Raw genomic sequence first — 16,392 nt, 5'->3', positions numbered from 1 at the left:
GGAGGGGGTAACTCACTTTGGGGCAAAAGCACGTTAGTGTTGCGATAACTCGACAAAAACTATTAGTTAGTCATCATTCTTCATTAGATGCATGCTTACCCAGCACGACATACATGACCTTGCCGACCTTCACATTCTTAAAGCTTATCTTGCAGCATGTATTGCCCAAGGGCTTACAGCGGGTGAGAGATTATGGTTTTTACGGGGTAACGCCAAACACGTATTGCGGCGCATTCAGTTAGCACGATTAACTTTGACGCTAGCAAACTTAAAGATGTTTTTATTCGGTGAGGGTTTTCGCAAGCTTCTGACGTACATAAAAATACCCATGTGCAACAAACCTTAAACCTAAATACAAAAATACACATTTATTTTTCTTAACAAACAAAAAAGGCCGCTATTAGCGGCCTTTACTGTTATTTTTAAACATTTCTAAATTTGTCTTTGTCTAGAACGGAATATCGTCATCGAAATCCATAGGTGGCTCGTTAAACTGTGGCGCAGGCGCGGCTTGCGGTGCAGGCTTAGCCTGTGGCTGAAAACCACCTTGTTGCGGCTGAGGAGCCTGTTGCTGTGGTGCCTGTTGCTGTTGTGGTGCTGCTTGTTGGAAACCACCTTGCTGAGGGGCCGGAGCAGGCGCAGCTTGTTGTTGCTGCTGTCCACCCCAGTTATTTTGCTGCGGTGCTTGTTGCGGTGCGCCGCCCATGGATTGCCCCTGCCCACCTTGACGACCACCGAGCATTTGCATCACGCCATTAAAGCCCTGTACAACCACTTCGGTCGAATAGCGGTCTTGACCATTCTGATCTTGCCACTTACGGGTTTGTAATTGACCTTCGATATAGACTTGTGAACCTTTACGAAGATACTCGCCAGCTACTTCGGCTAACTTGCCAAATAGCACCACTCGGTGCCATTCGGTACGCTCTTTCTGTTCACCGGTTTGCTTGTCTCTCCAACTCTCTGAAGTAGCAATGGTAATGTTGGCGACGGCCCCTCCGTTTGGCATAAAACGAACTTCGGGATCCTGTCCCAAGTTACCAACCAAAATTACTTTATTAATGCCCCGAGTGGCCATGTATATCGCTCCTATAATCTATCTGTTGTGGCGAGAAAAGACCCGCTATAATACTAGGCTGCACGCAGCAAATCCAATGCTCTAGCCAATTCAAATTCTTTTGTTTTTACTTTTAAGTAAACAGTGTTGTCTTGTGCGATCACCACTGCCTCTACAACCCCCGGTAAAACCTGAAGTTTTGCCAATAAATGAGCAGGTTGTTGGCTTGATGATATCGCCAAGGAATAATTTTTTATACCTGCCTGCGCACGCATTCCTAAACTGACCAGTAGCCAAATCAACAATACTGCGATAGAAAACAAACTCACCGCATGCATGCCACCCGCCATATATAGCGCACCAGCACTACTACCACCAATAAATGCACCCAAAAACTGGCTGGTGGAAAAGACCCCAAGCGCCGCGCCTTTGTTCCCCGGCGGTGCCAGTGTTGAAATCAAGGCGGGTAGGCTGGCCTCTAAATAATTAAAGCCAATGAAAAATATCGCCAATACCAACCCTAATAAACCAACCGATTGAAAGTCGACAAATAACAAAGCATTCGCCAACAACAATAAACAAATGGCAAAAATAAAATAACCTCGTTGCTGATTGCGCTTCGCCGAAATAATCAGTAGCGGCACCATCAGCACAAACGATACCAGTACCGCTGGTAAATAGACTTGCCAATGATGAGCTGGGGCTAAACCGGCATTCACTAAACGTAGTGGCATCACCACAAATAACGCGGTCATCACCAAGTGTAAGCTAAACACGCCCCAATCCAAACGCAATAACTGAGGGTTACGTAACAATCCTAGCATTTGCCGCAGGTTAACACTCACTTCACCGCTGGGCGCCTTCACTTCTGCGTTTGGCACTACAAACTGCACCACCAACATGGCCAACACCGCCAAACCGGCAATTAACCAAAATAAACCCGACAGGCCTAGGAAAGCAGAAATGACCGGACCTAGAACCAAAGAGGCCGCAAAAGATAAACCAATACTCACCCCTATAAAGGCCATCACTTTGGCGCGTTGCGTCTCGCGACTCAAATCAGCAGCCAAAGCCATCACGGTACTGGCAATCGCGCCCATACCCTGCAAGGCTCGCCCAAGCGCGACACCATGAATAGATTCTGCAAGCGCTGCGACCACCGAGCCCAAGACAAACAGACTCAGACCAATGAAAATGATCGGCTTTCGACCAAAGCGATCCGATAACCAGCCCATAGGGATCTGGAACAGCGCTTGGGTTAAACCATAAGCTCCAATGGCAATCCCCACCCATAGCGGAGAGAAATCTGTTAACTGTTGGCCATATACGGCTAACACTGGCATCAACATAAACAAGCCAGCCATGCGTAAAGCAAATAGCAAAGCTAAGGAATATGCGCCACGTTTCTCGGTGTTATTTAAGTGTTCTTCTACAGCCATACCCATCAAATATTCACCAATAAAGAACCGGTAATGCTACCACAAGCACTCTGGGTCAAACCAGCTTAAGATTGTCACCCAGTGTGAATAATTATCCTTAGGATCTACTACGCAATTATCTCAACAATATGTAATACTGGGCGATTTAGCGCAGCATTTATCAGGTAACAATGGACAGTATCGATATTCGAGGTGCCCGCACCCATAATCTGAAAAACATTTCTCTCACTCTTCCTCGTGACAAGCTAATTGTGATTACTGGTTTATCGGGTTCGGGTAAATCTTCCCTCGCCTTTGATACGCTTTATGCCGAAGGGCAGCGACGTTATGTCGAGTCTTTATCTGCTTACGCCAGACAGTTTTTGTCACTGATGGAAAAGCCCGATGTGGATCATATCGAAGGGCTATCCCCGGCGATTTCCATTGAACAAAAATCGACCTCGCATAACCCACGCTCTACCGTGGGCACCATTACCGAAATCTACGACTACTTGCGGCTATTGTATGCGCGAGTGGGAGAGCCACGTTGCCCTCATCATCATCAACCCTTAGCTGCGCAAACCATTAGCCAAATGGTCGATAAGGTATTTGAAGAACCCAAAGACAGTAAACTGATGTTGCTGGCGCCAATTGTGCGCGACCGTAAAGGTGAGCACCTTAAAACGCTGGAGAACCTCGCTGCACAAGGCTTTATTCGCGCCAGGATCGATGGCGAGGTCTGTGACTTAAGTGATCCCCCAGATCTGGAGCTACATAAAAAACACAATATTGAGGTGGTGATCGACCGCTTTAAAGTTCGTGTCAGTGAGGATTTAGCCCAGCGCTTAGCTGAATCCTTCGAAACTGCCTTAGAACTTGCCGACGGCACGGCAATTTTGGTGGACATGGACAGCGGAGATACCCGCCAACTATTCTCGGCAAACTTCGCCTGCCCAGTGTGTGGCTACAGTATGACCGAATTAGAGCCGCGAATTTTTTCTTTCAATAACCCCGCTGGCGCTTGTCAGGTCTGTGATGGTTTAGGCGTTGACCAGTTCTTTGATGATAACAAAATCATCCTCAACCCCAAACTCAGCTTAGCGGGTGGCGCGATCCGTGGTTGGGACAAGCGTAATTTCTATTACTACCAAATGTTAAAGTCACTGGCTGCACATTTCGAGTTTGACTTAGAGCAGCCCTTCGACAGCCTCAGCGACAAACATAAAAAGTTAGTGCTACATGGTTCCGGTCGGACCAGCATCGAATTTAAATATATGAATGACCGAGGGGATGTCACGGTGCGCAAGCACCCCTTCGAAGGCATCATTCCAAATATGCGCCGTCGCTATAAAGAAACCGAGTCAAATGCGGTTCGCGAAGAGTTAGCTAAGTTTATCAGTAACCAAGAATGTCCTGGCTGTGGCGGCAGTCGACTCCGCGAAGAAGCGCGTAACGTGTTTATTGGTAGCACCAACCTGCCCGAAGTTAGCCGCAAATCAATTGGTGAAGCGATGACGTTTTTCGGCTCACTGGAACTGGTGGGGCAACGCGCGCAAATCGCCGACAAGATCCTTAAGGAAATATGCGAGCGTTTAAATTTTTTAGTCAATGTGGGGCTTGATTATCTTTCCCTCGAGCGCAGTGCCGACACCCTATCAGGGGGAGAAGCTCAGCGAATTCGCCTCGCCAGTCAAATCGGAGCAGGTTTAGTCGGCGTAATGTATGTACTCGACGAGCCCTCTATCGGCTTACACCAGCGTGATAATGAGCGCTTACTTGCTACCCTGAATCATCTGCGGGATCTGGGCAATACCGTGATTGTAGTGGAACACGATGAAGACGCGATCCGCGCCGCCGACTACATCGTCGATATCGGCCCAGGGGCGGGTGTGCATGGCGGTGAAGTGGTGGCGCAAGGTTCGATACAGCAGATCCTCGACACTCCCGACTCTCTCACCGGTCAATATCTGAGTGGTGTCAAATCAATTGCAATTCCTAAGCTCCGCCACCCAGCAGGAAAAGACTGGTTGAAACTCAACGGAGCCAGCGGCAATAACCTAAAAACCGTCGACTTAGCGATCCCTCTGGGCTTGTTAACCTGCATCACTGGGGTATCCGGCAGCGGCAAATCAACCTTGGTGAACGATACACTCTATAAAATCGCCCAAAAAGAACTCAATGGCGCAGCGGGTGAAGACATCGCCCCCTACCAAAACATTGAAGGCCTCGACAAACTGGATAAAGTGGTGGATATCGATCAAAGCCCGATTGGTCGTACACCTCGTTCGAACCCCGCCACTTACACCGGTATTTTCACCCCAATTCGCGAACTATTTGCGGCGACCCAAGAATCTCGCTCTCGAGGTTATAAGCCTGGACGGTTTAGCTTTAACGTAAAAGGAGGCCGTTGTGAGGCTTGTCAGGGCGATGGCGTCATTAAAGTAGAAATGCACTTTTTACCTGATGTCTACGTTCCTTGTGATGTTTGCAAAAGCAAACGCTATAACCGTGAGACCTTGGAAATCAAATACAAGGGTAAAAACATCCACCAGATCCTCGATATGACGATAGAGGAAGCCCGACCATTTTTTGATGCCGTCCCAGTCATCGCCAGAAAGCTACAAACGCTAATTGATGTCGGGCTGACCTACGTCAAACTAGGGCAATCGGCAACCACTCTATCGGGCGGTGAAGCTCAGCGAGTTAAATTAGCCCGAGAATTAAGCAAACGTGATACCGGACAAACTCTTTATATCTTGGACGAACCAACCACTGGCCTACATTTCCATGATATTCAATTACTGCTGGACGTGATCCATCGTTTACGCGACCACGGCAATACGATTGTGGTGATTGAACACAATTTGGATGTGATCAAAACCGCCGATTGGATCGTCGACCTTGGTCCAGAGGGAGGCAAAGGGGGAGGAGAAATTCTTGTTGCAGGCACACCGGAAAAAGTGGCCCAAGAGGCTCGCTCACATACCGCTCGATTCTTAAAACCGATGCTCGCCGGGCATTAAGCCAGAGGGTGGCAACACCCTCCATTTTCAAGGAAGCAAAATGTCGTCTAAGTGGACTCTCGAAGCTTGTTTTAGCTATGTGTTTGCCGTGTTGATGTTCATTGGCATGCACTACTTTCAGCACAATCAAGGTGGCAGTGGCTTAGAGCTTCCTTTTAACTTAGTGGTATGGTGCTTCGCCAGTCTGCTAATTGGCTTGGGTTTACTCAAAGTCAGTCATTCACAGCGTTTACGCTATAACCGCAGCTTGCTAGTGATGCTGTTCACCACAATATTGTTATGGCTCCCCTTACTCTATCCTAATGCTGAATTTGGCGAGTTTGCAATAGACCGACTCCTCGGCTTAAGCGCTGGCATACTGATTATCTTTTCGATAATGCAACTGGAACTGAGTCGCCAGCACTGGCACCACATTCTCTATTTTATACTCGCAGGCGTACTCATCGAGAGTATCTATGCACTGGTTCAGCTCTACCTACTGACCCAAGGTAACTGGGTCGGTTTTAATGTGAATGCCACCAGAGCAGCCGGAATATTCCAACAGCCCAATGTATTAGGAACCTTTGTTCTATTTGGTTTGTTAGCCTCGGCTTGGCTAATTTCAGAAAAGGCTGTGCGTAGCAAACTACAACAAATTATCGTGTTTGGCTGTTGCTTTTTTGCCGCGTGGGCAGCCATTGTGAGTGGCTCAAGAACGGTGTTGATAGCGCTATTCGCGCTGTTACCTCTATTGTTTCCTTACCTCAAAAATTCCGCAGAACCGCATTTATTACGAGGCTGGTTAATCTGCATCGCCCTCGGTTGTTTAGCACCGGCGCTACCAGAATTGTTGAATGATGGTGTCGCGCGCGACGCTATTGGTGGAGAAACCACCGCTTACCGAGTCACGATGCTTAAGGTGAGCTGGGAACTATTTAAACAACAGCCGTTCATGGGTTGGGGTTACGGTGCTTATGATGGCATTTATCATAATGCGCAAGCGGCATTTAACGCGCAAGGTCTTATCAAGGGCTACCACTTCAATGTTGCTCATCCACATAATGAAATTGCTTATTGGGCCGTAGAAGGCGGATTACTACCACTACTCACCTTGCTATTTCTGGCTGGCTACTTTATCTATAGCATCTTTAAGCAAACATGGACCAAAGCATGCTTTCATCTCGGACTGCTCTTTCCTTGCCTATTACATACCATGACCGAACTGCCCTTCTATCATTCTGCAATCGTTTGGCTACTCTTCTGCTTTTTTGTAAGTAAAATCGCGACCGAAGCAGAAGGCCTTTGCACAAAGCCTTTCCCTGCCAAATTTGCGCCAAAGGTATTTGCTGGATTAATTCCGCTGTTTACCATCTTATTCATGCTCACCGGCTTACAAACCATTCACCACATCAGTACTTTCGAACGAACTGGCTCAAGTGATGTCAGCTTACTTGAGGGGATCATTAATCCTCTGCCCATGCTTAGTCGTTACGAATTTGATGCGATGACCTTCCGACTCAATGCTGCCAGTAAATTGCATTTAAGCGATGAGCTTAAAAATTATTTAAGCTGGTCAGACTCGTTAATGAGACGAAAAACTCGAACCGAAAACTACTACAACAGGATCCAAGCGTTTAAAGCACTAGGCCTCATCAAACAGGCCGAGCAAACATACCAACAAGCCCTATTTATTTATCCAGATACAGAGCGGGTTTCTTTTCGCTACATCTTTGCGATGAGAACCGGAGAAAAAGCGCTACAAGCATATTTAATCTGGAATAAACAACAGCTGAAAGACAAGCCAGATGCAGCGTTGTATATCCATCAAATTAATGGATTAGTGCTTTTAGGACGGATCGATGAAGCACTTCGAGTGCAACAACAAGCAAGCCAACGACTACCAAACGAATTGAAGCTGCGAAACATTCCAAGCCTAAAGCCTTATACCAAGCCAATGGGTTCATCATGACCGCCGCTCAGGGTTGATGGTTACGCTCATAAAAAGCATGTCTGCTGGCGTTGTTAACCGCAAGTGAGTGGAAAAGTCATTTTGTGAAATATGCGCAAGCGGGAAAATGGGAACCTAGATGCAAGATAAAAAAACTCAGACCTATCAGAAAAGCAGGTCTGAGTTTATGTTCAGCTCAGCCTTTGATGAGGCTGAACCAATGGCGTAAAATACTAGTTAAAGTAGTACTTGGCCGCTTCAAAACCTTCTTTACCCCAAATTTGCTCAACAAACTCAGGATGATCGATGAAAGGATTACGGTTCCCTTGGAACTCAAACACTTTCTCGTTACGGTCTTTCTCTCTTTGACTAACCGGATCTTGTTGATGCCAGCGCATCATCATTTCCACAAACCAACGACGATAAACCTGGTCAGAGCTATTTTGCTCAAACACCGCGTAGGTCTCATCGCTTTGCTCGTACCAGTCATCACTCTGGTTGGCGACGTTGATCACATCTTCATAACGAGTCGCCATATAAAAATAAACTCGCGCAATATCCCCTTTAAATTCATCAATGGGTTCAAACACCGCTTGAGTATAACCCAGCTCATCATGCCCCATACCGCGCTTCGAACCATTTCCAGAAGTGAAATTCACGGTAGACGGATCCACTTCACCGTAAGGTAGGTTGCCACGTATCCCATTAACGTAACCATCGGTTGCATACAAATTATTTACATCGGAATACATCGGATAACCGTCATCAAACCAGCTTTTGGGCATCACATGCTCACGGTTATAACAATCGCCTTCACCTTTATAATTACCACACTGATCGTCACCAATGGTGTAATTGTAAGGATCAGCGCCATTTGGCACCTCTGAATAGATATCTAGAATTGAAGCATCTTGCTCATAATACTTATCTTCTGAGCCACCTAGCGCAAAAAAGTCCCAGACGCCGCTATAACTCTGCTGGTTGTAGCCTTGTTTGATAATGCGATGCAAGGCGGTTTTGAGTAAGTAACCATCGAGCAAATCGGCATCGGCATAGTAGCCACTGAGTTCTTGCTGATAAGTATTTTGGTAATCGCCTGCTACAAAGGTTTGACTCAAGAGGTCGGTAAACTCACCAAAGTCGCCGTTATCACTAAGAATAAGCTGATTAGCCACATAGAGTTCAATATTACCTTCACCGTAGGAACAACAAAGCCCATCGTTCCCGGCATCTTTAAAATCGATTCGGTAACCACCGGGGTCAAAACCAAGGTCGATGTCATAATGGGTACTATTCTCGTAACCACTACCAGAGGCCACCACTTCTAGACGACTGTTGGTAATCGTCCAACTCAACTCCGATGCATTGCGGTCGGTATTGATGACCAAACGAGCATCAATTTTACTTTCCTGGTCGTTAGACCCGCAGCCTGCGAGTAATAGCGGTGCTGCAACTAAAGCTATTTTAAAAATATTCATAATCATCCTTTCCAGCAGTAAACAGCAGAACTGTTTACTGCATTATTCCTTATGATTGGAGCGAAGCGGTTCTGCGTCGAAAAAGCAGTAAACTCAACATGCTTAGCAATACCCATGGGCCACTAGAGCCTGCACTGGAACGTTCACCAAAACTACCCGTTTCGGTGACCGTTGAATGTTGTTCTGTGACCAGTGCATCGCCGTAATAACTATCTGCCACAAAATCACCGACAACTACCGCTTGGAAGGTATGAGCAAGCCAACCTTGAGTAATCTGTTGCTCCGTCAGTTTGATATGCGCGACCTGTGATTGCGTCACCACACCATTGCTGTTCATATCGGAAACCACTAAGGAAACTTCATCACCAACGGCAATAGAACCAACTGCCAGCTTGGTTAAGTCCATCACCGCTTGATAACCTTCACCCGCGATTGGTGTTGCTGCAGCAGGCATGTTGAGTGGCGACTCAGGTAAAGCAATCATCGCCCCCTGAGCAAGCGCAACCACTTCGCCATCCCCGTCAATAATATCTAGACTGAGCAGCGCCGGATCATGGTCGGAAGAACGATACGGATCGGCAAATTTTGGCAGGCTTCCTGTATACTGGCCTTCATACTGGAACAACGTTGACTCTGCTGAGTTAATGTTCCAGTCGGCAGCATCCTTCACATAGGCCCGCAGGTCTGGCGAGATCAGAATATGATCGAGGGTACCAACGGTTTCGTTATAGGAATAACTAATGGTTTCGGGATGTAGCTCTGGCACAATATTGATGTAGCCATAGCTGTGATCAATGACTTCACCTGCGTTACCGGTAAGTTCCTCACTCCCCACCTTCACATTACGTCCAGCCTCAACAGCGTAACCCGCAGGGGCGCTATTACGATTAGTGAGTACTAACAACGGGTCTTCTTTGGCATAGGCATTTAAGTCACCAATAATCACCTTGTAACCATCATAGTTCTCTAACTGACGACCTAAATAGTCTGCCGCTGCCGTACGGAAGTGCTCACAGTTACCCTGCAGATCATCATCTTCTACGGCGTACACCGTATGGCCATTTTCATCCACCGACTTAGCCTGCAAATCTTCCCAGCAAGTACTGCCTTTCGATTTGAAATGGTTGACCGCAACCGACAAAGTTTTTTCCCTTGGACCATTAATTTGGAAGGTTGGGATCAAGCTGTCACGCATATACTTGGTGGTTGGACGGAAGTCTTCAAAATCGCCATCAAAATACACCGGATAATCTTCAGCTGGAACAGCCTGACGAGGCATATTCAAAATGTCGATCTTATCTAGACCTACTTTCGCTTTGCGATAAATAACCATGCTGGTAATCGCATCGGTACCGACATATTTAGCACCTTCAGGCTTGGCTATCACGTATTGTTTCGCTGCCGGTAGCTTCTCATTCAGTGCTTTTACCAAATCAACCACCGCCGAGTCGCTGTCAAAACCGTTGTTTTCGATTTCCATCAAACCAACGATATCCGCATCTAAACCTAGAATTGCAGCCACAATCTTAGCGCGTTGAACTTCAAACTCCTCTAGCTCGGTTGCACCACGATTATCTTTCAAGGGATTTTCGTCACCACCGAACGGCGAGTTGAAGTAGTTGAGCACGTTCATGGTGGCAATGCTTAAGTCACCGCGTTCCACATCGGGAGCCGGTGTTCGGTCAGGAATATGGCTATAGGTAAAGTTGCTGTTATCAAGCTGATTGGTGACAAAGAAGCGATAAGCGCTATAAGAATAGGTAATGACTCCCTCAAAACCATCTAGATTAGCTCCAATTCGTAGATAGCTGTCACTGGTACCAGTGCCATCATCGCGACCAAAATTGGGGAACCAAGGCACCACGCCATTCGGCGCGCTCTGAAAACTTTCGATATACAATTGGCGCTGCGCATTACTCTTTACTTCCGCCTCTGCGTCCGCACTTCCTGGCGTATATTTCTGGGTTGGCTGGAACAGCAACCCACTATGCGCGGCAATCATATTGTTACGATAGGAGTCGTAGTCAAAACCGAAGGTTCGTGCCACAACAATATCTGACTCTTGGTCAAGCTTGGTCAACATCCCTTCGTAACGCTCGTAAGTATCCTGTACCGACACATCACTATCCAGCATTCGCAAAGGCGTCGCTGCAATCTCACCTGTAGCACCAGTGACAAAGCTCAGATCGTAGCCTTCAGACTGCTCGGGAAGCAGCATAGTCCAACCATAAGACTCGGTGACTTTGGCGTATACTTCGACTTCGTCACCCACACTCAGATCCTGACTCTCCGCACTACCACTATTAATTAAGGCCGAAACGGAACCTTTCACAAAAATACCGTCAGAGCTTAGAGGATCACTGTCTCCGCTCTCATCTTGAATGAAATACCCCTTCGGTAAGTCATTCCCCAAGGCTCCAACCTGAACAGCGGTCACAACTCCTTTGACTAGATACACATCTTGTGAGGTAAAACTCCCGTCTTCAATCATGGGCGAACGGCTACCCGTCCCTTGCAAGGCCATAATTGTACTAGCGGTAAAGTCACCTGCAGCTGGTGCTGTCGGTGCTGGCGGCGCGACACAGCTATCGTCGGCCGCATTAAATTGGCCAATATTACTAATATCGTCTTTTGCTAAGACCTTCCACTGCCAATCGACATAAGTCGCGCTCGGCGTAAGATCACAGCGTTGTAGGGTGACGTCTTTGTTGTATGCTAAATCGTACAGATCGCCCACAACATCGATGGCAACATCGTTATGCAGCAGTGCAACACCATCATCACCGTTATATTTCACTAAGTATGAAGTCGATGTTACGTCAGCTAAGCTGAGCAAAGCATCACCGGCATCTTTATTCGCAATTACCCAGACTGCATTCGGCTGTAGGGTAACACCACTTAAGTCGTAGCGATTTTGCCATTTATTTTGGAACTCGCTGGCTAACTCATAACCGGTAAGTGTGACAGCACTGGTTCCGCTGTTAGCAATTTCAATGGCCTTATTGTTACTCGAGCCTTCTACCACTTCAGATATATAAATATCGGCGTGGGATAGCATGGGTAACAAAGCCGCCATCATTGCAGGATAATAAAACTTCTTCATGTTTCTCTCCGCAAGAGATATGACTTAAAGAATGCTTAACTTATGACGCATCCTTCCTCAACTAACGTCCTGCTGCCTGATACAAGCAGGGACAAGTGACAGACTAGAACCAGTAATACACTTTGCCGTAGCCGTAGCTACCTTGCTCGCCACCAGTCACAAACTCGGTTTTCAGCACGATATTGCGGCGGTACTTATAATTCAGACTGATCGCAACCCAAGAGTCATCAACCCAGGTACGAAAGCCGTCATCGCCCATATCTCTGTTCTCGGTATCAACATCAACGATGGAGTAAACCAGATTGGTTTCAATTTTATCGGTGATGTCATAACCAATTGATGCAACATAAGTAAGCGCATCTTTCGAATCATAACCTTGCTCTTCTTCACGGTCGGATAAAGATACCAAACCACCGAGTCGAACTGGACCAACCCAGCCTCTTGCGTGTACTGAATAGATCTCACCACGTTGGTCAACGGTTTCTGCGCCAAGCAATACGTCAACCGTGTCATTAAAGTAACCGAGGTAACCATTAATCACTTCGCCTTCGCGAGAGTCTGTTTTGTAGTTATCCCAGCCTTGAGTTGAATAAGAAATACCGTATTTAAAGTTATTAATACTGCCGCGGTATTTAGCGGTACTGTCCTGATCACCGGCTTCGCGAACTTCTGCGGCACCATCCACTGAGAAATCACCCATTTGATCGTAATGGTCATAGGCAGTATCAGTGCGGCCAAATTCTATTTTATCGCCGTTTTCAAACTCCCAGCCAACATAGGCCTTATCTAACACCTGCTGGAATTCGTTTTTGGTCGTCCAAGGCGTACGCTCATAATCGAAATCAATATGAGCGAAAATCTGCCCGGTTTTAACCACGAAGCCAAAAGACATAAACGTATCATCGGAATAAAAGCTATCGTAGTCCCACTTTTCACCGTTATCGTTGTAGTCCTTCCCTAAGTAGCCGCCGACTTCAAAGCTGCCAATAAGATCAATGGAATCACCATCTTCTCCCTGATAAATGGTGGCCGCATTTAAGCTGCCCGCCGCAAATAGTGAGCAAATAAGTAAAGATAGATTTGAACGTTTCATAGTAACTTCCTGTTATAAAGTTGTCCTTTGAATGGACGAGCAAGCCCGACTACCTTGAGTAAACAAGGAAGCGCGAGTATGAATAAAAGACTGATTTGAGGGCGGGAGTTAAACCGCCCAAGCTAAATGTAAAGAGGCTTTAGTTAACGCTGAGACACTTGCCGGAGTCACGAGCGGGAAACACAGTATTGAGAGTGGTGTTTAACTGTTCCCAGTCTGCAGCCATTTTGTCGGCCTGAGCTTGGGTAAGTACGCTGCCGAATTGTTGTTCACGTAGATGTTCAACACGGGTGTAATGAAATAAACTCACGTCAACGTCTTTGCTGTCTTTATAGGCAGCATCAACATTTTTTATGTTTTTCGCGGAGTCATCAATAAATATAATCTTATCGAAGCTGCGGCCTGTCTTTTTGAGGATGTATTCAAGCATGGTGCCTTTGTTCATCCCGGTGGTCATCATCACACCCTTGGCATAACTCAGTTCACGCTTAGTGACTTCTCGATAGACCGGAGACGTTTGCCCTGCTGGTGCTAAGGCGGTCACATTGAAGTCAATTCCCTTATTGAGTAATTCGCGCTCGGTGGCCGCACGATACTTTGGTGAGCGAGAAGTCAAAGCCATCATGGTATAACCGTCTTTTTGCCACTGACTAATAAGACTAGGGACAGACTCTTCGGTCAACACCTGAGGGTTCAATTCATATAACAGACCAATGGTGTCTTCAAAAAGACAAGCCACCTTTTGCTCCGCCGCAGGTTTGACCGCTAATTTACCACGCTGCCATTGATACCAAATATCGCCACCGAGATCGACACTACTGGTTAAAATCGTGTTATCGATATCCATCACGATAAGCGTCTTGTCGACCGGGTACTGCTTTAGTTCGCTTGCAACTTTAGAAGTGATATCTGCATAACTATTTAAATCGATAACTTCAGTGGCTGCGACTGTCACTCCTGAAGAAAATAACAATGCCGCACCAATTAAACACAATTTGCTGTTCATTTGTTCGATTTCCCTAAAATTTTGGAGTGATTGTTTAGTCAAACACCCGTACATCCATTACTAACCAAATGCATAAAAACTCAAGTCAATATTATGTTTAGAGCTTTTATACAACTATCCTATATCTCCTTCTTGTTAATGAAAAGTAAGCAATACCACCCATTAACGTGATATAGATCACACTTCTAACATTAAGCTGAGCTTACGTATATTTTGATATAGAGCATCTTAATCACCAGATACAGCAAGCAAAAAATGTAAAGCGATTTAATATAAAAATTAAGCTCACGGTCAAATTTACAACCAATCATCACCAATAATGTTGATATTGAATTATATTCGTTTTATTCCCTTATGAACGATATAAGTCCATAAAAATAAAAGTTGCTGCTTAGCTGAACTAGCGGCTGAATCAAGATTTTCTTTTCAGGCGTAATTTCTAAGCAGCCCAGCCCTACAAAATATTCAACTTACTTTAGAGTCAAAGCATTTCAAAAATCATTCAGGATCTAAATACCCAATCCTCAAGATCAGAATCCTCGGTGAAATTTGATGCACAATTTAGTCAAATTCACTTGGCGATATGACTAACAAAATAGGCTCACTCATCGATGTGGTTTGTCTGTTATAAGAACGCCATAACGAAACGCATAAATAAGCCTATCCGTGAGGATAGGCTTTCTCTCAATAGGCACCTGACAATATCGAACCGACTTTCACATAGGCAATTTCAGGCATAAAAAAAGCCTACCCGTAAAGATAGGCTTTCTCTCAATAGGCACCTGACAATATCAAACCGACTTTCACATAGGCAATTTTAGGCATAAAAAAAGCCTATCCGTAAGGATAGGCTTTCTCTCAATAGACGTCTGGCAATATCCAGCCGACTTTCACATGGTTTGTTCATGAACATCGGTTCGCCTTGACTGCCCTTGCTAAATCTCAGGCAATAAAAAAGCCCTCGTCGTCAGACGAGGGCTTAGTATAGGTGCCTGGCAGTGACCTACTTTCACATGGGGAGACCCCACACTATCATCGGCGCAGTTGCGTTTCACTTCTGAGTTCGGCATGGGTTCAGGTGGTTCCACAACGCTATTGCCACCAGGCAAAAACTTGTTGTCTTTAACATTCGAAAAAACTGATATATCCCACGAGTATAACAAGCACTCTTGGTTCTAAAATAAAGTATCTATAAGCAACACCCTTTAGGTGTTGTATGGTTAAGCCTCACGGGTAATTAGTACAAGTTAGCTCAATGCCTCACAGCACTTACACACCTTGCCTATCAACGTTGTAGTCTCCAACGGCCCTTCAGAGGACTTAAAGTCCTAGTGAGAATTAATCTCAAGGCCTGCTTCCCGCTTAGATGCTTTCAGCGGTTATCAGTTCCGAACGTAGCTACTGGGCAATGCTATTGGCATAACAACCCAAACACCAGCGGTTCGTCCACTCCGGTCCTCTCGTACTAGGAGCAGCTCCCTTCAATTCTCAAACGCCCACGGCAGATAGGGACCGAACTGTCTCACGACGTTCTAAACCCAGCTCGCGTACCACTTTAAATGGCGAACAGCCATACCCTTGGGACCGACTTCAGCCCCAGGATGTGATGAGCCGACATCGAGGTGCCAAACACCGCCGTCGATATGAACTCTTGGGCGGTATCAGCCTGTTATCCCCGGAGTACCTTTTATCCGTTGAGCGATGGCCCTTCCATACAGAACCACCGGATCACTATGACCTACTTTCGTACCTGCTCGACGTGTCTGTCTCGCAGTTAAGCTGGCTTATGCCATTGCACTAACCGTACGATGTCCGACCGTACTTAGCCAACCTTCGTGCTCCTCCGTTACTCTTTGGGAGGAGACCGCCCCAGTCAAACTACCCACCAGACACTGTCCGCATCCCGGATAACGGGACAACGTTAGAACATCAACACTACAAGGGTGGTATTTCAAGGTCGGCTCCACATCATCTAGCGACAACGCTTCAAAGCCTCCCACCTATCCTACACATGTAGGGTCAATGTTCAGTGTCAAGCTGTAGTAAAGGTTCACGGGGTCTTTCCGTCTAGCCGCGGGTACACCGCATCTTCACGGCAATTTCAATTTCACTGAGTCTCGGGTGGAGACAGCTTGGCCATCATTACGCCATTCGTGCAGGTCGGAACTTACCCGACAAGGAATTTCGCTACCTTAGGACCGTTATAGTTACGGCCGCCGTTTACCGGGGCTTCGATCAATAGCTTCGCTTGCGCTAACCACATCAATTAACCTTCCGGCACCGGGCA

General features: G+C 46.4%; 8 protein-coding genes, 2 rRNA genes and 1 pseudogene (1 of these 11 running past the window's edge). 3 read left to right on the top strand and 8 right to left on the bottom strand.

The window, feature by feature from the left end; translation table 11 throughout:
• Positions 1-116: 116 nt before the first annotated feature.
• Positions 117-250, top strand: a pseudogene (locus ACRRS0_RS03015) (transposase); the annotation flags it as partial.
• A gap of 198 nt (positions 251-448) precedes the next feature.
• On the opposite strand, the gene ACRRS0_RS03010 reads toward ACRRS0_RS03015, so the two are convergent.
• Both ACRRS0_RS03010 and ACRRS0_RS03005 read right to left on the bottom strand, forming a co-directional pair.
• Positions 449-1,078: a single-stranded DNA-binding protein gene (locus ACRRS0_RS03010; protein WP_432454698.1), complete on the bottom strand. Its 630-nt coding sequence runs from the start codon at positions 1,076-1,078 to the stop codon at positions 449-451.
• A gap of 53 nt (positions 1,079-1,131) precedes the next feature.
• The gene (locus ACRRS0_RS03005) at positions 1,132-2,496 is read right to left on the bottom strand and encodes an MFS transporter (RefSeq protein ID WP_432456106.1); all 1,365 of its coding nucleotides are present in this window, start codon (positions 2,494-2,496) and stop codon (positions 1,132-1,134) included.
• A 170-nt stretch (positions 2,497-2,666) separates the two neighbouring features.
• Here ACRRS0_RS03005 and uvrA point away from each other — a divergent pair, with 170 nt between their 5' ends.
• Positions 2,667-5,498, top strand: coding sequence for an excinuclease ABC subunit UvrA (uvrA, locus tag ACRRS0_RS03000; RefSeq protein WP_432454699.1), 2,832 nt, complete (start codon positions 2,667-2,669; stop codon positions 5,496-5,498).
• A gap of 40 nt (positions 5,499-5,538) precedes the next feature.
• Positions 5,539-7,446: a Wzy polymerase domain-containing protein gene (locus ACRRS0_RS02995; protein WP_432454700.1), complete on the top strand. Its 1,908-nt coding sequence runs from the start codon at positions 5,539-5,541 to the stop codon at positions 7,444-7,446.
• A gap of 212 nt (positions 7,447-7,658) precedes the next feature.
• On the opposite strand, the gene ACRRS0_RS02990 is transcribed toward ACRRS0_RS02995, so the two are convergent.
• From ACRRS0_RS02990 to ACRRS0_RS02965, 6 genes are all read right to left on the bottom strand, one after another.
• Complete coding sequence (locus ACRRS0_RS02990) at positions 7,659-8,903, bottom strand: endonuclease (protein WP_432454701.1); 1,245 nt, start codon at positions 8,901-8,903, stop codon at positions 7,659-7,661.
• Between the two features lie 49 nt (positions 8,904-8,952).
• Positions 8,953-12,006 carry an ExeM/NucH family extracellular endonuclease gene (locus ACRRS0_RS02985; RefSeq protein WP_432454702.1) on the bottom strand — a complete coding sequence of 1,018 codons (3,054 nt, stop codon included), beginning with the start codon at positions 12,004-12,006 and terminating at the stop codon, positions 8,953-8,955.
• Between the two features lie 103 nt (positions 12,007-12,109).
• The gene (locus ACRRS0_RS02980) at positions 12,110-13,099 is read right to left on the bottom strand and encodes a hypothetical protein (RefSeq protein WP_432454703.1); all 990 of its coding nucleotides are present in this window, start codon (positions 13,097-13,099) and stop codon (positions 12,110-12,112) included.
• Positions 13,100-13,238: 139 nt separating this feature from the next.
• Positions 13,239-14,105 carry a DUF2608 domain-containing protein gene (locus ACRRS0_RS02975; protein WP_432454704.1) on the bottom strand — a complete coding sequence of 289 codons (867 nt, stop codon included), beginning with the start codon at positions 14,103-14,105 and terminating at the stop codon, positions 13,239-13,241.
• Between the two features lie 990 nt (positions 14,106-15,095).
• Positions 15,096-15,211: ribosomal RNA gene (rrf, locus tag ACRRS0_RS02970) — 5S ribosomal RNA — on the bottom strand.
• A 110-nt stretch (positions 15,212-15,321) separates the two neighbouring features.
• Positions 15,322-16,392, bottom strand: a 23S ribosomal RNA gene (locus ACRRS0_RS02965) (it continues 1,817 nt past the right edge of the window).

The organism is Agarivorans sp. QJM3NY_29 (assembly GCF_050870835.2).
Classification (GTDB): Bacteria; Pseudomonadota; Gammaproteobacteria; order Enterobacterales; family Celerinatantimonadaceae; genus Agarivorans.
This window is presented reverse-complemented; position numbering and strand designations above follow the sequence as displayed.

What these genes read in the sequence shown, in the direction of transcription:
- ACRRS0_RS03010 (WP_432454698.1), bottom strand. Translation starts at nt 1,078, where the DNA reads ATGGCCACTCGGGGCATTAATAAAGTAATTTTGGTTGGTAACTTGGGA.
- ACRRS0_RS02985 (WP_432454702.1), bottom strand. Translation starts at nt 12,006, where the DNA reads ATGAAGAAGTTTTATTATCCTGCAATGATGGCGGCTTTGTTACCCATG.
- ACRRS0_RS02980 (WP_432454703.1), bottom strand. Translation starts at nt 13,099, where the DNA reads ATGAAACGTTCAAATCTATCTTTACTTATTTGCTCACTATTTGCGGCG.
- ACRRS0_RS02995 (WP_432454700.1), top strand. Translation starts at nt 5,539, where the DNA reads ATGTCGTCTAAGTGGACTCTCGAAGCTTGTTTTAGCTATGTGTTTGCC.
- ACRRS0_RS03005 (WP_432456106.1), bottom strand. Translation starts at nt 2,496, where the DNA reads ATGGCTGTAGAAGAACACTTAAATAACACCGAGAAACGTGGCGCATAT.
- ACRRS0_RS02975 (WP_432454704.1), bottom strand. Translation starts at nt 14,105, where the DNA reads ATGAACAGCAAATTGTGTTTAATTGGTGCGGCATTGTTATTTTCTTCA.
- uvrA (WP_432454699.1), top strand. Translation starts at nt 2,667, where the DNA reads ATGGACAGTATCGATATTCGAGGTGCCCGCACCCATAATCTGAAAAAC.
- ACRRS0_RS02990 (WP_432454701.1), bottom strand. Translation starts at nt 8,903, where the DNA reads ATGAATATTTTTAAAATAGCTTTAGTTGCAGCACCGCTATTACTCGCA.